The sequence below is a fragment of the Advenella sp. S44 genome, assembly GCF_002810445.1.
In the GTDB taxonomy this organism is placed as follows: Bacteria; Pseudomonadota; Gammaproteobacteria; order Burkholderiales; family Burkholderiaceae_B; genus Advenella.
In genome coordinates this window covers 16221-34178 of record NZ_NEXS01000001.1, presented here as the reverse complement: position 1 = coordinate 34178, position 17958 = coordinate 16221, and the positions used below count along the sequence as shown (strand labels likewise).

16 protein-coding genes are annotated in these 17958 nt (G+C 55.4%); 12 read left to right on the top strand and 4 right to left on the bottom strand.

Translation table 11 applies throughout. From position 1 onward, the window contains the following. Position 1 precedes the first annotated feature (1 nt). Positions 2-541 carry a DUF924 family protein gene (locus CAP48_RS00135; protein ID WP_100694017.1) on the bottom strand — a complete coding sequence of 180 codons (540 nt, stop codon included), beginning with the start codon at positions 539-541 and terminating at the stop codon, positions 2-4. A gap of 211 nt (positions 542-752) precedes the next feature. Between CAP48_RS00135 and CAP48_RS00130 the strand changes: the two genes are divergently transcribed. The 3 genes from CAP48_RS00130 to CAP48_RS00120 all read left to right on the top strand — a co-directional run bounded on the left by CAP48_RS00130 (position 753) and on the right by CAP48_RS00120 (position 2982). Further along, on the top strand, positions 753-941 hold the full coding sequence (locus tag CAP48_RS00130) for a YqaE/Pmp3 family membrane protein (protein WP_100694016.1): 189 nt from the start codon (positions 753-755) through the stop codon (positions 939-941). 54 nt (positions 942-995) lie between these two features. Then, on the top strand, positions 996-1457 hold the full coding sequence (locus tag CAP48_RS00125) for a GyrI-like domain-containing protein (RefSeq protein ID WP_100694015.1): 462 nt from the start codon (positions 996-998) through the stop codon (positions 1455-1457). A gap of 217 nt (positions 1458-1674) precedes the next feature. Further along, positions 1675-2982, top strand: a complete 1308-nt coding sequence (locus tag CAP48_RS00120; RefSeq protein ID WP_100694014.1) for an FAD-binding oxidoreductase — start codon at positions 1675-1677, stop codon at positions 2980-2982. An 84-nt stretch (positions 2983-3066) separates the two neighbouring features. Here CAP48_RS00120 and CAP48_RS00115 read toward each other — a convergent pair whose 3' ends face one another. After that, entirely contained in the window at positions 3067-3885 is an 819-nt protein-coding gene (locus CAP48_RS00115) for an IclR family transcriptional regulator (protein ID WP_100694013.1), read from the bottom strand. 290 nt (positions 3886-4175) lie between these two features. Here CAP48_RS00115 and CAP48_RS00110 point away from each other — a divergent pair, with 290 nt between their 5' ends. From CAP48_RS00110 to CAP48_RS00070, 9 genes are all read left to right on the top strand, one after another. Then, positions 4176-5255 carry an ABC transporter ATP-binding protein gene (locus CAP48_RS00110; protein ID WP_100694012.1) on the top strand — a complete coding sequence of 360 codons (1080 nt, stop codon included), beginning with the start codon at positions 4176-4178 and terminating at the stop codon, positions 5253-5255. A 2-nt stretch (positions 5256-5257) separates the two neighbouring features. Beyond that, positions 5258-6130 carry an ABC transporter permease gene (locus tag CAP48_RS00105; RefSeq protein WP_192871257.1) on the top strand — a complete coding sequence of 291 codons (873 nt, stop codon included), beginning with the start codon at positions 5258-5260 and terminating at the stop codon, positions 6128-6130. A gap of 3 nt (positions 6131-6133) precedes the next feature. Then, positions 6134-6925: an ABC transporter permease gene (locus CAP48_RS00100; RefSeq protein WP_100694011.1), complete on the top strand. Its 792-nt coding sequence runs from the start codon at positions 6134-6136 to the stop codon at positions 6923-6925. A gap of 37 nt (positions 6926-6962) precedes the next feature. After that, positions 6963-7253 carry a (2Fe-2S)-binding protein gene (locus CAP48_RS00095; protein ID WP_100694010.1) on the top strand — a complete coding sequence of 97 codons (291 nt, stop codon included), beginning with the start codon at positions 6963-6965 and terminating at the stop codon, positions 7251-7253. After that, positions 7250-8626: an NAD(P)/FAD-dependent oxidoreductase gene (locus CAP48_RS00090; RefSeq protein WP_100694009.1), complete on the top strand. Its 1377-nt coding sequence runs from the start codon at positions 7250-7252 to the stop codon at positions 8624-8626. Before CAP48_RS00095 ends, CAP48_RS00090 begins: the two co-directional genes overlap by 4 nt. Then, positions 8614-9738, top strand: coding sequence for an FAD-binding oxidoreductase (locus tag CAP48_RS00085; protein ID WP_100694008.1), 1125 nt, complete (start codon positions 8614-8616; stop codon positions 9736-9738). Before CAP48_RS00090 ends, CAP48_RS00085 begins: the two co-directional genes overlap by 13 nt. Positions 9739-9772: 34 nt before the next feature. Further along, complete coding sequence (locus CAP48_RS00080; protein WP_100694007.1) at positions 9773-10834, top strand: ABC transporter substrate-binding protein; 1062 nt, start codon at positions 9773-9775, stop codon at positions 10832-10834. Positions 10835-11167: 333 nt separating this feature from the next. Beyond that, a complete protein-coding gene (locus tag CAP48_RS00075; protein WP_100694006.1) occupies positions 11168-12886 on the top strand; it encodes a tannase/feruloyl esterase family alpha/beta hydrolase in 1719 nt (572 codons plus the stop codon). Positions 12887-13287: 401 nt separating this feature from the next. After that, positions 13288-14658, top strand: coding sequence for a GntP family permease (locus CAP48_RS00070; protein WP_242444273.1), 1371 nt, complete (start codon positions 13288-13290; stop codon positions 14656-14658). Positions 14659-14662: 4 nt separating this feature from the next. Here the strand turns inward: CAP48_RS00070 and CAP48_RS00065 are convergent, their stop codons facing one another. Then, positions 14663-16624, bottom strand: a complete 1962-nt coding sequence (locus CAP48_RS00065) for an FUSC family protein (RefSeq protein ID WP_100694005.1) — start codon at positions 16622-16624, stop codon at positions 14663-14665. 35 nt (positions 16625-16659) lie between these two features. Beyond that, on the bottom strand, positions 16660-17937 hold the full coding sequence (locus tag CAP48_RS00060; RefSeq protein ID WP_100694004.1) for a capsule biosynthesis protein: 1278 nt from the start codon (positions 17935-17937) through the stop codon (positions 16660-16662). Positions 17938-17958 lie beyond the last annotated feature (21 nt).

Below are 17958 nucleotides of genomic sequence, written 5' to 3'. Positions count from 1 at the left end.
GTCAGAAGGATGAGCCGGGCTGCTTCAGGAAGGCAATTTCCTCGGGCGTAGAGGCACGGCCCAGAATCTCGTTGCGATGAGGGTAACGACCGAAGGCGTCGATAATGGCCTTGTGCTTGAGCTCGAATTGGTACGACTCATCAGAGCCATATTTGCGAAACAGGCATTCGGCCGCCTGATGAATAATAGTCGACTCCGAGTGCATCATGGGCATCAGCAGAAAATTGTTCTCCTGCTGGGTCAGGTCAGCAAATTCGCTGGTGCGCGTGGCTTCCTGGGCCAGAACCAGAGCCATGGGATCCTGGGCAAAAGCGACGGGCGTGCCACGGCCGATGTTTCGGGAAAACTGGTCCAGTACAATAATTTCTGCCAGACGTCCGCGAATGGCGCCGCGCCATCCGCTTAGTTCACCACGAGCTGCCTGCTGCCATATCTCGGAAAAGCGCTCGCGAATGGTTTCGTCAAATGCCGGATCGCTGGTAAACCAGTGCTGAGAAGGAGTTTCAACAAACCAGAAGTCAAGAATATCCTGTGGTGACATACGCGATCCTTATATGAATAAAGCGAAGGGCGGGGCAACAGCAGAATGCAATAGTGTAGATCCGGCCGAATGCTTCAACTGTGCCAGGTGCGCTGTTGGCCAGTCAAGCCGGTTGAGCAGCGCTATAATATATCCGTGATATTACGCGATTCGTCGTCATCTGCGACGTTATATCTCGCCATAAAAACTGCATCGTATTACGGGATTTTTCATGAGATTACTACTGGCCATTTTTCTGCCCTTCATTGTGTTCTTTACTATTGGCCGCCCCATTGCCGGCATTATCTGCCTGATTTTGCAGATCACGCTGATCGGCTGGCTTCCCGCCGCCTTGTGGGCGGTCTATGCACTGAGCCAATACAACACTGATAAAAAAATAGCAGCGTCGCGCCAACTATAAACCGAAACCACGCCATGTCGCACAGCCGTTACATGGCATTGCAAAAGGCAAACTATGCAAGCCGTTAATCTGCCGTCGTTCCCCGTTTTTGGCGTTCAGACGCGCACCAGTAATGCCGATGAACAAACATTAAAGACGGCACGGCTGCCGCTGCTCTGGCATGATGTGCATACGGAACTTGTGCCAGAATTGCCCGCAGATGCACCCGTTTATGGCGTTTATGCGGGATACGAATCAGATCAGGATGGTCCGTATACCGTTACGGCAGGGGCCGACCAGAAACCGGAAAAATGCACGCTGGATCTAGTCGAGGTCACGATTCCTGCGGGAAAGTACCTGGTCTTTAGCGGCAAGGGAAAAATGCCCGAAACGGTGATCCGTGTGTGGCTGGATATCTGCGATTATTTCAAGCATGACGATACGCCGCAAGAGCGCGCCTATACTACCGATTTCGAAGTGTACCGCGGACGCGTGGAAACCGAGATTGAAGTCAGCATATATATTGCCATCAAATAAATCGTAACGATGGGCACGTTACATGCCAGGCATCCGGTATTCCAGATGTCATAAGTGTTGTAAGTGTCATTAGGTGAGCAATACACGTGGTGTCATGTTGCGGATAGATTACACATTTGCCCCCGTTTTGGTGCCGAAGCGACAAAACAATTGAAAATTATGGCCGGCCACTTATGATGGAAAACTATTTGGTTCTACTGTCCTGAAGTCGATACGCGTGAAAAATCCCTATTTACCCCACTATACCAGCCGTTCCGGCTGGAACGCCCTGCTGCCCGCGCGCACGCCCATTACCGAACCACAAGGCCCGCGTGCCTTCGACTTTATTGTGATCGGCGCCGGTTTTACCGGGCTGTCGGCGGCGCGCCGGCTCGCAGAACTGGCGCCCGACAAAACTGTACTCATTCTGGAAGGCAGCATTGTCGGCGAGGGCTCATCCAGCCGCAATTCGGGCTTCATGTCGACCTTTCCCCGGTCCGGCATCGTGAAGGACCCGGCACGGGATGATCTGCTGGGACGCATGCAAATCCGGGTTTATGAACAAGGGTTGCAGTGGCTCAAGCGCACTTTGCAACAGAATAATATTGATTGCGACTGGGACGAGCATAGCGGTAAATATAATGCGTCGGCCACGCCTGCAGGCAGGGCGTCGTTGCTATCGGGCATTGAAAAAAACGCCCGACTGGGCATCGATAGCGAAATCCTGGACCAGGACCAACTGGCACAGCGACTGGGGACGCGATATTACGATTTTGGTTACTACACGACCAATAACGTTTTCGTTCAGCCTGCTGCCATGCATCGGGGCCTGGCCGACACAATGCCAAACAATGTCTCGCTGCTGGAGGAAACGTTCGCGCAGCGGATTTCCGGTGTAGCGGGGCGCTTTACCGTGTCGACCAGCAAGGGCGATTTCTCAGCCGGGCAGCTGGTGCTTGCCAATAACGCATTTGCCCGCAAACTGGGGTTCCTGAAAGACCGTCTGATTGCGATTTACACCTACGCAGGGCTGACCCCGGCACTCTCGGATGAGCAGGCCGCAGCGCTGGGGCCCGCCCCGCAATGGGGTTTGCTGCCGGCTCACCGCCTTGGCACGACGTTGCGCAAGATTTCGGGCAACCGATTCATGGTGCGTAGCGCTTACTCCTACGAGTCCGAGCGCAGTGCAACCGCTTATACCACGATGCTGACGAATTACTATAAAAGGCGCTTTCCCCAGATGGCATCTCATGAATTCGAGTTCGTCTGGGGCGGCACGACAGCGCTGACGCGCAATGGCGGGATCTTTTTCGGCAAACTGGCCGACGGGATCTTTGGTTCCCTGGGATGCAACGGATCGGGTGTGCTGCGCGGAACGGTAAACGGTCGCCTGCTGGCCGAGCTTATGCTAAACCGCAAGTCTGATGAACTGGATGCCGTATTAAGCCTGGGCGGGCCCTCGTGGCTGCCTCCCGAACCGCTGCGGGCATTGGGGGTCAAAAGCGCGATTTTCTACCAGGGGATCCGGGCCAGCGCCGAACGCTGACAAGCCAATGCGCCGTGCGCCTGTCGGCAGGGTGCTTGGCACTATGAAATACGCGCATCGGATGCGCATTACGAGTACGAGAAATTAGTTCGACAACGCCATGTGCGGACTGCCAAGTGCAGGATCAAAGGGGCTCAGATTGCTGCTGATTGCGGCCGCTTCTCGCTGCAAAATATCAACAATGAAGGGCAGACGATCCTGGGTCAGTCTCTCGGTGAGTACGCTCAGGCCGATTGCGCCCACCGGATAGCCGGCGGTATCGGTAAACGCAACGGCAATACCGCCAATCCCCGTCAGTTTGCCAGGACCGGTATTGAGCACATAACCATCTTGCTGCGCTTGTCTGATTCTGGCGCGCAGCTGCGGTTCGTCAATCCCGTCTTCCTGGTAAAACCTTGGGATGTTAAAGGCCAGAATGGCATTTTGTTCACTTTCAGGCAGGGCCGCGAGAATGGCTATGCTTCCCTGACCCAGCCCGATGGGGATACGCCCGCCGATCCCACCGGTCAGGGACTGTGTGATATAGCTGCCTTCCATTTTATCAATGCACACGACATCGTAGCGGTCGCGCAAAAGCACAAACGCAGAGTCCTGCAAGGTGCCCACGATCCTGAGAATGGAACTGCGGCAGATGGTGCGTAACGCAGATTCCTGATGGTGCGCTCGGGCTACCAGTGAAAACAACGCCAGCGTGAGTGCATAAGATTTGCTTCCCTGTCGCTGCAACACGAAGCCTTCGGCAATAAGCGTTTGCAGAAGACGATGTACCGTTGCCTGCGACAATTCAAGCTGGCGGGCAATGTCGGTCACGCGCAGCCCTTGCGGGCCCGCCTCGCTAAGTAAGCGCAAAATACCCAAGCCCTTGGTAAGCACGCCTTGTGTGCCTGATGATTGCTGTTCCATACTGTTATTCTGTTTAATGAAATTAATTATTTAATATTACATCTAATTTTCCGAATATTGAAATATAAATCAAAATAATTTTATTAGTAGAAATACCAATATATAAATCAGCTCATGCAAGGGACAATAAGCGGGCTTGAACACAGCTGTCATAAACAATGCCATAACCAGCATGGCAGTTGTCATTTCCATTCCGCGCTTGTTGCTGCCGTATCCATTCATTGGTCTGGATGCTTCTTAAACAGCTGCAGCCGGCGGAACACTACCCAATATGAACGAAGTGAGGACGTATGTCTTTTTTGCAGTTGCATGGCCTGACCAAAACGTTTGCGGACATAACTGCTGTCGATAAACTGTCTCTTGATGTCGATAAAGGCGAGTTTGTGTCGCTGCTTGGCCCTTCCGGCTGTGGCAAAACCACCACCTTGCAAATGATTGCCGGATTCGTTGATGTAACGGCGGGCAGCATCATTCTGGATGGCAAAGACATCACATTTGCAAAGCCCAATGAAAGAGGGCTGGGCATCGTATTTCAGACATACGCCCTTTTTCCGCATATGACGGTGGAAAAAAACGTGGCCTTTGGGCTGGAAATGCGCAAAGTGCCCGGCAGCGAAATCGCCACACGGGTAAAAAGTGCGCTTGCCATGGCGCAATTGGAAAAATTTGCTCAACGCTATCCACGCGAGTTGTCGGGCGGCCAGCGTCAGCGCGTCGCCCTGGCTCGTGCCCTGGTAATACAGCCGCCCGTACTCTTGCTGGACGAGCCGTTATCGAATCTGGACGCCAATCTGCGTGAAGAGATGCAGTTCGAATTACGCCGGATTCAGCAGCAGGCGGGCACCACCACCATCATGGTGACACACGATCAGGCTGAAGCGCTGTCGGTAAGCGATCGCGTGGTTGTCATGCGCGAAGGCAAAGTCATACAAATTGATGAGCCTTACGCCATGTATGAGAATCCGGCCACCCCTTTTATATCCCGGTTTGTGGGCAAGACCAACGCCTTTGCTGTCACGCTGACCACCACTGCGCAGGGCCGCCAGTTCGATTTGGACGGTCACCGCATTACGCTGGCAGCCGAGACGGACTTGGCGGCAAGTGACGGCGCACACGAGGCGCTGGTTTGCGTACGTCCTGAAAAAATAGTGATTCGCCCGCAAGGCCAGGGACGGTTCGCCGGTTCGATAAAGAACAGTTTCTTTCTTGGCAATATGTGGATGTACGAAGTCCAGGCGGCTTTTGGACTGGTTATTGTTTCTGTCATCAACAACCATGAGCCGGTTTATAAAATTGGCGAAAACGTGAGCCTGGACTGGCACGAAGGCGCGCTCAAAGTGCTGGCTGCAGAATCTGTCGGGGACTCGTGATCATGAGCCGACCGGACACTATTGCCGCGCCGGCCCGCAAGCCGCGCATGAGCTTTCTTGGCGCCATGCCGCTAACCCTGCTGTTCATTGGTTTGCTGATCGTGCCGCTGGTGCTTACCATCGTGCTTTCCTTGAGGCCTTACGATTATGACCTGGGCGTGCAGGCGGGCTGGACGCTGGATCAGTATATTGAAATATTCACCAGTAACTATACGCTGACCGTCTTCTGGCGCACCTTGTGGATATCGGGCCTGGTGACGATCATTTGTGTACTGATCGGAGTGCCGGAGTCGTATATCCTGAGTCGCATGAAAGCGCCGTGGAACTCTGTGTTCCTGCTTGTCATTCTGTCGCCGCTGCTTATTTCACTTGTCGTACGGGCGTTCGGTTGGAGCATGCTGCTCAACCCGATGTCGCCCATCGGCAAGCTGACCCAGATGATGGGACTGGGTTCATTGCTGTATACCTCGTCTGCCGTAGTGATTGGCCTGGTGCATGTCATGTTGCCTTTCATGATCATTCCGGTGTGGACTTCGCTCAATAAAATTGATCCGCAAACCATCAAGGCGGCGTATTCGCTGAACGCCTCCAAATGGCAGACCATCAAACGGGTCATTCTGCCGCAAGCGACCCCCGGCATTCTATCGGGCAGTCTGATCGTGTTCGGCCTTTCCACAAGCGCGTTTGCCATTCCTGTTTTGCTGGGCGGAGGCCGCTCGCGCATGGTCTCCAACAGCATCTATGAGCAGTTCATGATTGATCTGAACTGGCCCATGGGGGCGGCGCTGGCCATGATGCTGCTCATTATGAACCTGATCATCATGATGTCCTACAATCAAATTCTTGAGCGCTCCTATAAGCGCAGTCTGGGGTAAGCAATGAAAAACGGACCGCTCTCGCTGCTGTTCAACGCGCTGGTCACCATCTTCATTCTTGCGCCGCTGGTCATCGTGTGTCTGGTCGCATTCACGCCACAAGATGTGCTGTCCATTCCAACCACCAGTTTTTCGCTGCGCTGGTTCAAGGCCGTCTTTAATGAATCGGGTTTTATTGGCGCGTTCCAGACCAGTCTGTGGGTCGCTTTTGCCAGTGCGTCTATCAGCGCTGCGTTGGCGCTGCCCGCCGCCTTCGCCATTGCCCGCGGTCAGTTTCGTTTGCGTCATGCAGTCAATGGCCTGTTTCTATCTCCATTGATGATCCCCAGTCTGGTCATGGGCGTGGCGTTGTTACGGCTTTTCGCCATGCTCGGCGTTCGCGGCAGCCTACTGTGGCTCATCCTGGGTCATGTGATTATTGTGACCCCGTATGTGATACGGCTGGTGCTCGGTTCCCTGGTCGGTTTCGATAAAAGTATCGAACATGCTGCGGAGTCGCTGGGTGCCGGCCGGTGGACCGTATTCCGGCGAATTACCTTTCCCCTAATTATGCCGGGCATCTTTGGCGGCTGGATCCTGGCGTTCATCAACAGTTTCGATGAGCTGACCATGTCTGTTTTCCTGACCTCGCCCACCACGATTACGCTGCCCGTCAAGATGTACATGTATGCGACCGAATCCATCAACCCGATGCTGTCGGCCGTATCGGCGATGATCATCCTGCTGACGGCCATTACCATGTTTGTACTGGATCGCGTATACGGTCTGGACAAAATTTTGATCGGAAAGCAGTGACAATGACCACCGAATCAGCGTCAGAAAGGGTAGGGTAATGTCCGGGCTTTTCATGCGCCTGGTTGACCAGGACCGCAAGCGGTGTCCGTTTTTCGTCAATGGTGTTGCCTGCTCGGCGCGCCACGGCGATACGATCATGACGGCGCTGCTTACGCTCAATTCGCATTTGCGTCTGACCGAGTTTACCGGCTCGCCCCGCGCCGGCTTTTGCCTGATGGGGGCCTGCCAGGATTGCGTGGTCTTGCAGGAAAATGGCGAGCGAGTGCGTGCCTGCTCCACGCTGCTGCAGGAAAACATGCGGTTTGTGATACCGGAGCAGACAAGATGATGGCGCAGGTTCCTGTCATTGTGGGCGCGGGGCCGGCAGGCATTCGCGCGGCCCAGGTGCTGGTACAGGCGGGTTTGCGGTCTATCGTCATTGACGAAGCCCCCAAACCCGGTGGACAAATTTACCGCCAGCAGCCCGAGGGTTTCACGCGGGATGCACGCAAGCTATACGGATTTGAACATCGCAAAGCCAGCGCGCTGCACGATACCGCAAGAGACCTGATCGCGTCCGGCCAGATCGACTATCGGCCCAATACCTTGGCGTGGGATGCGGACGAGCAGCAGCTCTATGTCACTTGCCATGGCCAGCATGACGCAATCCCATACCAGAAAGTGATTCTCGCTACCGGTGCGACAGACAGGGTCCTGCCGTTCGAAGGCTGGACCTTGCCGGGCGTTTATACCCTGGGTGGCGCGCAAATCGCGCTCAAATATCAGGGGTGCGCAATCGGCCAGCGGATGGTGCTTGCCGGCACCGGGCCCTTGCTGTATCTGGTTGCCTACCAATATTGCAAGGCAGGCGCACAGGTGCTGGCGGTGCTCGATACCAGTCCTTTTCCCAAGCTGCGGCAAGGGCTGCAGGCATTTAGCGCAGATGCGGGGCTCATCGCCAAGGGTATTTATTACATGGCCTGGTTGCGGACTCGCGGTATACCACTGATGCATGGCGTGGCAACCTTCTGCGTCAACGGCAATGAAGCGGTCGAATCTATCAGTTGGCAAACGCCGCAGGCTGCCATGCAAACGCTGGAGTGTGATGCCGTTGCTTGTGGCTTCGGTCTGCGATCTGAAAACCAGCTTGCCAGCCTGCTGGGCTGCGACTTTGTGTTTGATCAACAGGATCAGGGCTGGCAGCCGCAAGTGCAGGCAGGCGGACGAAGCAGCCTGCCCAACGTGTATCTGGCCGGCGACGGGATGCGAATTGGCGGGGCCGATATGGCAGAGCTGACCGGCATGGAATGCGCCTACAGCGTATTGCAGGACCTGGGCATCGCTTGCGAAAAAAAACAGGTGGCGCAACTGGCCAGGCGCATCACGCGCGGTCGGAAAACGCGCCAGTGCATCGATACCATGTTCGCACCGCCCGCACACTGGCTCGATGCTGCAGCGGATACGCTCACGTTGTGTCGGTGCGAAGAAATCTGCGTGGGCGACGTTCGACAGATGCTGCGCGACGATCCGCTTTCTGGCTTAAACAGAATGAAGGCCCTGTCCCGTGTCGGCATGGGACGTTGCCAAGGAAGAATGTGCGCTGCGGGCGCTTCCATGCTGCTGGCTCATGAACAGGGCATTGCCCTGTCTGCCGTCGAGCGTTTGCGCAACCAGCCACCAATCAAACCGATCCAGATAGGAAGGGCGGCATGCAAACCCTGAATGCCGATGTGTTGATCGTCGGCGCGGGCATTATCGGCGCCAGCACTGCTTATTTCCTGTCAAAGCATGGCTGGCAGGTATTGCTGTGCGACGCGGGGCAAAGTGGCACCAAGGCCAGTGGCGTCAACTTCGGCGGTGTCCGGCGCCAGGGGCGGCCGCTGTCGCAAATGCCGCTGGCGGCGCGTTCCCATCAGCTGTGGGGGCAGTTGTCCGAGCTGATTGGTATCGATGGCGAGTACATTCGTTGCGGCCATCTGAAAATTGCATTCACCGCGCAGGACATGGACCGTCTGCAGGAATATAACCGCAAGGTCCAATCCTGTGGACTGGATTTGCAATTGCTTGACGCCCGGCAGGTGCACAGCCGCTATCCATGGATAAGCACCGATATTGCGGGGGCGTCGCTGTGTCCTGCCGATGGCCATGCCAATCCGCGGCTGGTGTCTCCGGCACTGTCCTGGGCGGCGCAGCAGGGCGGCGCAAGGTTGATGGAGCACAGTCCCGTTACACAGAGTCGTTATGACGGACGGCATTTTGAGTCGATAACAGCAAACGGACACCGCATCCGGTCCCGCTTTCTGGTGAACGCAGCAGGAGCCTGGGCTGGCCGCATCGCGGCGATGTTTGGGGACGCGGTACCGCTGACGGAAATTTATCCGCAAATGGGCGTGACCGAACCGTTGCCGCCCATCATGGATGTAGTGCTCGGTGTACAGGGCGGGGGCATTTACGCGCGACAGGTCGCACGCGGCAATATTGTTTTTGGCGGCAGTCGCGCGCTGTCGGTGGCAGCCGGCTATGCCCGTCCGTCGCATCAGAGCGTGAGCATGCTGCTTGGCCGACTGTCCGGGCTTATTCCGGGTATTGCCACGGCCAGTGTTATCCGGTTCTGGAGCGGCGTCGAAGGCGCCACGCCGGACCTGAATCCGTTTCTTGGCGCAAGCAGCAAGACGCCAGGCCTTTTTCATGGCTTTGGCTATAGTGGCGCCGGATTCCAGGTGGGCCTGGCGTCCGGAGAAGTCTTGGCGCAGCTTGTGGTGAGTGGTAAGAGCGACATTGAGATCGAGGATTTTCGAATTGACAGATTTACAGCTGATTCCGGCAAGCTGTAGATCTCTTCATGCAATGCCGGCAAAAGGAACACAGATGAAATCAGTATCAGTAAAAAAACGTCCAGTCGTTATGGCTTGCATGCTGGCTGTGGCCGGAATGCTGACGGGCGCCAACGCGAGCGCGGAACAGAAAACGCTTTATGTCGGCATGAACGGCGGCGACATGCAGCGCGGTTTCGAAGAGCACGTTTTTCCAGCCTTTGAAAAAGCCAACAATGTGAAAATCGTGGTAGTGCCAGGGACGTCAACAGACGTTCTGGCCAAGGCACAGGCGTTCAAGGACAAGCCGCAAATGCATATCATGTTTCTGGATGATGGCATCATGAATCGCGCAACCAGAATGGGACTGTGCGAACCCATCAAAGACGACAAGGCCTTATCCGAGTTGTACCCGGAAACGCTGATCGGCAAGAACATGGCAGCCGGCGTGATGACCACGATGACCGGGCTGGCCTACAACACCAAACTGTTCAAGGAAAACAACTGGGCGCCGCCTACCTCGTGGAAAGATCTGGCCGATCCCAAGTACAAGGGTAAAGTGGTCTTCCAGTCTGTCGCCAGCAGCACTTATGGTCTGCATGCCTTCCTGATGCTCAATCGTATTGACGGCGGCGACGACAACAATTACCAGGACGCATTGAGCAAATTTAAAGACACCGTTGCCAAGAATGTGGTCGCCTATATTCCGAGCTCTGCCAAAATTTCGGAGATGACGCAAACCGGGGAAGCGGCCTTGTTCCCGCTGACGCCTACGGCCATTTATTCGCTACAGGAAAAAAACCTGCCGGTGGAGTATGTTGACCCGAAAGAAGGTTCAGTGCTGCTGGCCGTGGCCCAGTGCGTGATCGCCAAAAACAGTGAACCAGAGTTGTCACAGAAGCTGGCTTCATATCTGTTGTCGGTCCCGGCACAGGAAGGCGCGCTTAAATTCGGACAATACCCGTCCAACAAAAATGTCGCCGCCAAAACCGAACACAAGGAAATGCTGGGCGACTTTGAACAATATATGAAGCACGTCGTGGTTGTGGACTGGGGCGGCATCAATAAAGTTCGTCCCAAGCTTAACCGTGACTGGAAAGAACAGATCGAACGATAAACGGATCGGTTAAAGCTGACCGGTACAAGCTGACCGGTCAGTGCCTTTCTGACAATGCGCGCCGGTTACACCAGATTGGATAATGCAGCCTTTGAGGCCGACTGGATAATACAGGCGTAATGGGATACACCGGTCAGGACAGCGGCAGATTGGCGCTGGCAAAGGATGAAAATCAACTGCCGGTCATCGCCGCCTCTTGAGGACTTCACGTCGATCGGCTGCCGTCAAGATGAGCCTGAGCGGTATATATGCGGCCCTTTCCATTTTCTTCAAAAGCATTTAGTATCTGGTAAAAATTCAATTACAGATGCAATAGAGGAAAGAGGAGAGGCCATGTCCGCTATACCTTCGCGTTTTGTCGCTGTGCTGGGCGCCGTGTGCGGCCCGGCCATTCTCGCCGGTTGTGTCGCGACCGCTGATCCTGATCAGGTTATCGGCTCTTGCAGTGAACTGAAGGGCGGCACTGTTGCGGCTTCCTCTATCGGTCTGCCTACCCGAGGCGCCACGGTCACCGCTACCGAGTATGTGCCGCCGGTATCGGACTCGCCCAAATCCCATCAAGGCTATTGCAAGGTATTGGGTGATATTGCGCCGGTGGACCCCACGGCGCCAGCCATCAAATTCCAGCTGAACCTGCCTGCACACTGGAACGACAAATCGCTGATGATTGGTGGCGGGGGATATAATGGTGTGCCAGCCAAAACCACAGACCTGTTGCCGGCCGGTCCGGTGGACAAGCCCGATCCGATTGGTCTTGGTTATGCCACTTATGGCAGCGATTCAGGCCATCAACTGGCCGACGACCCGGCCAACCCCGGCATATTTGCGCTCAATCGCGAAGCGCTAAGAAACTTCTCCTATGAAGCACTTAAGAAAACCCATGATACTGCCCAGCAACTGATTGCGAAATATTATGGCAAGCCGGCACAAGTGAAATATTTCGCAGGCGGCTCTACCGGCGGGCGCGAGGGGCTGGCCGTTGTTCAAAAGTGGCCGCAGGATTTCAATGGCGTCATCGCCCTTTACCCGGCTTTTGCAGCCGCATCGCTGGATTTGCAATTCGGTCGAATCACGCGCGCACTGGCAGCGCCCGGCGCCTACCCCGATCCGGAAAAGCGGGCTGTTTTGTACAAAGCGGGCATGCAGGCATGCGATGCGCTCGATGGCATTCGTGATGGGGTGATCAGCAACCAGCGGCAGTGCAACCGGATGTTCGATCCTGCGACTGTCTCGGTGGATGGCCGGCCCTTACGCTGCGAGAATGGGCGCGACACCGGCAACCAATGCCTGTCGGATGCACAGATCAAGGCCATGAAGGTGTTGGCCTCTGATATCGTGTTTCGGCCTGCGGTGGGCAGTGGAGAAGTACGCCATGCGGGCTTTAACGTCTGGGGCGTGGACCTGGGGCGCCCCGCAGGCGACAGCAAACTGCAGGCAACCGTCAATTATCTGACCCTGGGGTCTATTGCGCCCGCTTATCCGATGCCGCCCAACCCGGCCGGCAGCCAAAGCGTGCCTTACCATGCCGGTTTCTGGGACCAATGGGTCAAGTATTTCATTACACAGGACCCCGCTTTCAACAGTCTGTCGCTGGACCCGGAGCGGCCGGGCAAATGGCGCAAACGTATTGATGAGCTGACCCGGCTGCAGGATATCAACCAGACCGACTTGTCAGCCTTTGCCGATCACGGCGGCAAGCTACTGATTACCCACGGTGTTGCTGACGGTCTGGTGCCCACCCGGGCGACCGAAGATTACGTGCGACGTGTGCGTGCAACTATGGGCAAACAGAAAGCCGATCAGTTCCTGCGATACTACGAGATCCCAGGATATGGCCATGCCGTGAGCACGGTATTCAATGCCAGCTGGGATTCCCTAAGTGCACTGGAGGATTGGGTGGAAAAGGGCATTGAGCCGGGACCACAAGTTGTTGCGGACACGGCTGGCGTACCAGGCAGAACCCGTCCGCTTTGTGAATACCCGGCATGGCCAAGATACACGGGTAGTGGCGATATCAATCGTGCCGCGTCTTTTGAATGCGTCGCTCATTGAACGAAAAATATTCCATTAATGAGGCGTAATGCTATTTCGCGCTCTATCGATGGCACATAGCCGTTGTTGCACTGCCGTCATAAGAAGGAGAGCCAAGCGCGGCGACATGGGCGTTGGCGCGCCTTCGCCCTCCCATTTCGCGGTTGGCAGATTGCCCGGACCATCCCTGGCATACTCACACCAAACTAAGGGTTAATACTAATGCGATAACTCTTGTGCTGTCCTGCCATATTCAATCCCTATAATGGCTGCCAATCTTTCAATGAACTGGAAAAATCAACTAATTCGGCGCATGGCCTGACTCAGTGTGCCGCACTGGCCGGTTGCTTTTTTCCAGTACTGAAAACGTATCACCGCTTCCTTTCAACAAGGGGATTATTTTGTTCAGTATGATATCTATCATGATATCTCTGGTTCTGCTGATGTACTTGGCGTACCGGGGATATTCCGTTCTGATCCTGGCACCACTTATGGCGGCTCTGGCCGTTTTGCTCTCTGGCGACGTTGCGGCGCTTTTGCCGATCTACACCGAAACCTTTATGCCTGCGCTGGGTAAATACCTGCTGCAGTTCTTCCCGGTATTCCTGCTGGGCGCGCTGTTTGGCCAGCTTATGGCCGACTCGGGCGCAGCCGCCTCTATTGCCAACTGGATCATGCGGGTACTGGGCCCGCGCCACGCCATCCTTACGGTTGTGCTGGCCTGCGGCATCCTGACTTACGGTGGCGTCTCACTGTTCGTGGTTGCCTTTGCCATCTATCCGATCTCAAAAGTCATGTTCTACATGGCAGATATCCCCAAACGACTGGTGCCTGCTGCCATTGCGCTGGGCGCTTTTACTTTTACCATGACGGCATTACCCGGCACGCCGGCCATTCAAAATACCATCCCGATTCCCTATTACGGCACCAACGCCTTTGCAGCGCCTGGCCTGGGTATTATTGGAGGCCTGATTATGTTTGGACTGGGCATGTTGTGGCTAGTGAGTCGCGCCCGCAAGGCAAAAGCGGCTGGAGAAGGCTATGGCAATCATGACGATGGCGTTGCCGACGAGGTCATCAGCACAGACCACAATATTTCATTTGTCAGCAGTATCATTCCGCTGGTCCTGGTTATCGGCATCAATGCCCTGTTTACCTACGGCATCTTCGAAGGGATGGACCTGGCCTTTCTCAAGGAGAAGTTCCCCGCAATGAATGTGAAAGGCGCGGTGGGACTGTGGGCCATCATTATTTCGCTTGTCGTTGCCTGCCTGTGGCTCATTATTACGCGGCTGCGCCACTGGACAGACCTGCAAGGGACCATCAACAAAGGGGCTTACGGTTCCATGCTGCCCATCTTCAATACGGCATCCGAAGTCGGCTATGGTGCGGTGATCGCCAGCCTGGCCGGCTTTGCCATCATCAAGGAATTCGTGCTGGGCGTAGCGCCTGGCAATCCTCTTATTTCCGAGAACATTGCCATGACGTCGCTGGCCGGTATTACCGGCTCATCTTCGGGTGGCCTGAGCATTGCCTTGCAAACGCTTGGGGCAGACTACCTGCGCCTGGCGCAGGAAAACAATATCAGCCCCGAACTGCTGCACCGCGTGGCGGTCATGTCTGCGGGCGGCTTTGACACCTTGCCGCATTGCGGCGCCATTATCACGTTGCTGGCTATTTGCGGGCTGACGCACCGCCAGTCTTATCTGAACATTGCAGCCGTCACAATTGTGATACCGCTAATTGCCGTAGTCACGGTGATCACCCTGGGTACTGTGTTCGGATCTTTTTAAGTCGTCACGCCTGGCTGCGGCGAATGCCCGGGCGGTACGAGAAAAAGTCCCGTCCGGTGATCAACGCCTCAGAGGCAGACCACAGCGCATCCGCAACCGCGGGTTGTTGCACGTCCCTGGCGTATTGCATCAGGGTGGCGGCGAGCGTATTGGGCTCTTCGGTAAAGGTGTTCAGTTGCGCGTCCAGGTCTTGCAGAATGTCCCGAGTATGTGGGGTCCAGGTGTCTCGCAAACTGTGCAGCTGCGCAATACTGTGTCCAAAATTCAAAGCCGACACAATATGTGCGGGCGCCAGGCTATGCCGCTGCCCTGACTGGGCCAGGTGCGCCGTCAGCCGCAATGTCTGTCGAACCGATCGTGCCATCCAGCGTTGCTCGCCAAGCTTGCCGCTGTGATTGATCAGCCTGAATAAATCCTTATTAATCGTGCGCGTGGCTTCATGAACATGCCGGTCACTGCGCCGTGGCAGCAAAATAAAGCCGCCGGCCACAATGCATGCTGCCAGAATCATAGATCCCGACTCTGCCATCACTTGCAGCGGCGTCACCACGCGTGCCGGCAACATGGCCTGGCTGCCCAGCAGGAACGCCATCGTAGCATCCAGCGCCGGAAAGCCGAACATTTTGCTGGCCCTGGCCACCCCGCCAATGAGCAGGAAGGGCAGAAGCGATATCACAACCAGTTCCGTGCTATGGATATGCGGGAAAATCACAAGCCGATAGCCAACAGCGATAACCGAGCCGGCAATAATGCCCTTAAGCAGAAAAGGCGCGACGATCTGCGGCTTGATCATGGAACCGAGCACCAGAGAAAACATGGCGGTGGCCAGCGCGGTCATCTCTCCAATAAAAGAGCCGCCCGCATAGGCGAGCGAGGCCGACACCAGCGTAATCAGCCCACACAGCAGACCGGTCTGGCGCGCCAGCCCCCAATGTGTCGCGGGCGCAAGCATGGGTGTATCCGTGCCTAACACAAAGCGCGCTGCCTCCTGGTCCGAGGCCAGCAACTGCTTGGCCCCTTTGAGCAGGCGTTGCATGTGCTGCGCCAACGTCGGGTCCGTTGCCTGGGCCAACGCCAGCATTTGCTGTACAGGCTCAGGGCGCAAAACCTGCGGCGCGTTGTCCTTGGTCAGCGTCGATAGCATCAGCAGATGATCGCCCAGCTCCGGAGCCAGCGGCTTGCCTGGTCTATTTCGAGTGTGTAGCCGGCGCGAGGTAGCTAGCAGGCCGATGGTCGAGACGATCACGGCATTGATCACCCGCTTTTGTTTTGCGGCGATGGGGGAGCCGGCCATGATCGCAATGCCCGATGCTTCCAGGCGACTGATCTTGTCCAGAATCTCGGCTTCCTGCGCCGCGCCGTCTTTTGTCGTGCCTTTAAGTGTTGTACCCAGAAGATGACAGGCACTTGCCGCAACTTCGCACACAGACAGATAAAACCGATCACGATCGGCATTGGGCGTGAATAGAGCAGAAGACAAGGTAATCATGATCACCCCAATAAATGTGCATTCCACCCGGGCCAGCGCCAGTTGCATATAGTTCTCGGGCGCGAACAGGCACGGAATGACCACGACCACAGCCGTAATCCCCGCCATCAGCATCGCGTAAGATTGCACGCCGTAAAGCAGATGGGTCAAGGCGCCGAACACGGCGACCCATAGCGCCAACATTAATAGCGCAGCATAGGGTGCGTCCTGAATGAAATGAATCATGCCAAAGCCGGCCAAGGCACCCAGCGCCGTGCCTACAAACCGATACAGCCCGCGTTCGAACGCCAGTCCGCGGGTTGCCTGGGCGACAACGAACACCGGCATGGCGGCCCAGAACGGATTGGGAATATGCAGAAACGACGCAACGGCAAACGCCAGCCAGGCACTAAGGGCAAGTTGCAGACCGTAAACGACTCCTGGTTTGTCCAGCCCGATAACCTGGGCGAGGCGCAAGGGCAGCATGTTATTCGTCATGGGGGCGGGTAACTTAAAGCTGGGCGTTAAAGCAGTCAGCCATGGATATGGCTATCGGAACGAAACTTGTTGGGCTGGACAGAGCCAGCGCCATTTGCGAGGGCCATCCAGGACAAACCCGTAGCCGCCTTTTCGCCCTTGATACGTTTATAAAAATTGCCGTTGATCTGCGTTGTGGCAATTAAATAGTTTCGGAACGCCTCGAAAAGGCTGGTGTCCACCTTTTCATCGGCGGCCTCCCGCCAAAACTCATCCAGCGTTCCCTGAAACGTTAGCCCTTTGAAGTCATACATGGCCCGGCCACAAACCTTGAGCGGCGATCCATGCAGCAATGCAGACAGACCAACCGTACTGTTTACCACGACCGTGCCAATGGCGTGATCCAGCAACGACGGTAAATGCTGATCATGAATGTAATGAACCCGCCCCGATAGATCGTAAAGAAACTCCAGCTGCTGCAACCAGTTGGAATAATCGTTATAGCCACGATCCATGGGATGGTGCTTGATAACCAGGTGCGTACCCAGCGGCGCATGCTTGGAAAACGATGTAACCACATGACGAATAAAGGTTTCTACCGTGGCAAAGTCCGAGTGGGTATGGATCTGTGCGTCGTTATAAACCTGTAGCGGCAGCAGAAAATATTGTTTGGACAGGTTTGTGGTCAGATTTTTTTCCATATTCCGCTCCGTGATGCGGTAATAGGCCTTGCGCAGGAAACTGCGGGTCCAGATATACCCCTCAATGATATGCAGCCGCCGGTGATGACGGTAATGCCAGAAGAACGGCTTGAGCATCAAACTGCACACGTAATATAGAAACGCCCATAGCATCATATGCGGGAAGGCATAACCAACCTGTTTTTCTTTTGGCGTGGGAATGGTTTTCTGGCTGAAATAAAACTGAGCCTCCCGAGCTGCGCTGGAGTGGTTATTTACTCCATTTTTTTCAAGCGTGATAAAGTTGGGCCGCACATAGCCTTCTTCGAAAACGCCTATTTGCACCCCGTACTGGGTGGCAATTTGGTGAGCCACAATGTGAATGGGGCGGCAGTCGCCGAATAAAAAGACAATGTCAATGTCCAGGTCGTTCAGGATGTTTTCGAAGAAGTTGCGCCATTCCCTGGGGTGCTTGCGAAAGTTGATCGCGTTTTTACGATTGAACAGCCAGTCACCGCCATTGAAATTGATCGCATGCACATTGGCGCCACGCCTGCGAAGATCGGTTGCAAAGCGACGAAAAAAAGGACCAACTGGCCCCTGCAATAGCAAAATATTTTTGCCGCTGAACGCTTCGATTCCTTCAATTATCACAATTGTTTAAACGTCCTTATC

Excerpts from the sequence above, each read along its gene's own strand:
- CAP48_RS00135 (WP_100694017.1), bottom strand. The coding sequence starts at position 541 with ATGTCACCACAGGATATTCTTGACTTCTGGTTTGTTGAAACTCCTTCT.
- CAP48_RS00130 (WP_100694016.1), top strand. The coding sequence starts at position 753 with ATGAGATTACTACTGGCCATTTTTCTGCCCTTCATTGTGTTCTTTACT.
- CAP48_RS00125 (WP_100694015.1), top strand. The coding sequence starts at position 996 with ATGCAAGCCGTTAATCTGCCGTCGTTCCCCGTTTTTGGCGTTCAGACG.
- CAP48_RS00115 (WP_100694013.1), bottom strand. The coding sequence starts at position 3,885 with ATGGAACAGCAATCATCAGGCACACAAGGCGTGCTTACCAAGGGCTTG.
- CAP48_RS00110 (WP_100694012.1), top strand. The coding sequence starts at position 4,176 with ATGTCTTTTTTGCAGTTGCATGGCCTGACCAAAACGTTTGCGGACATA.
- CAP48_RS00105 (WP_192871257.1), top strand. The coding sequence starts at position 5,258 with ATGAGCCGACCGGACACTATTGCCGCGCCGGCCCGCAAGCCGCGCATG.
- CAP48_RS00100 (WP_100694011.1), top strand. The coding sequence starts at position 6,134 with ATGAAAAACGGACCGCTCTCGCTGCTGTTCAACGCGCTGGTCACCATC.
- CAP48_RS00095 (WP_100694010.1), top strand. The coding sequence starts at position 6,963 with ATGTCCGGGCTTTTCATGCGCCTGGTTGACCAGGACCGCAAGCGGTGT.
- CAP48_RS00090 (WP_100694009.1), top strand. The coding sequence starts at position 7,250 with ATGATGGCGCAGGTTCCTGTCATTGTGGGCGCGGGGCCGGCAGGCATT.
- CAP48_RS00085 (WP_100694008.1), top strand. The coding sequence starts at position 8,614 with ATGCAAACCCTGAATGCCGATGTGTTGATCGTCGGCGCGGGCATTATC.
- CAP48_RS00080 (WP_100694007.1), top strand. The coding sequence starts at position 9,773 with ATGAAATCAGTATCAGTAAAAAAACGTCCAGTCGTTATGGCTTGCATG.
- CAP48_RS00075 (WP_100694006.1), top strand. The coding sequence starts at position 11,168 with ATGTCCGCTATACCTTCGCGTTTTGTCGCTGTGCTGGGCGCCGTGTGC.
- CAP48_RS00070 (WP_242444273.1), top strand. The coding sequence starts at position 13,288 with ATGATATCTCTGGTTCTGCTGATGTACTTGGCGTACCGGGGATATTCC.
- CAP48_RS00065 (WP_100694005.1), bottom strand. The coding sequence starts at position 16,624 with ATGACGAATAACATGCTGCCCTTGCGCCTCGCCCAGGTTATCGGGCTG.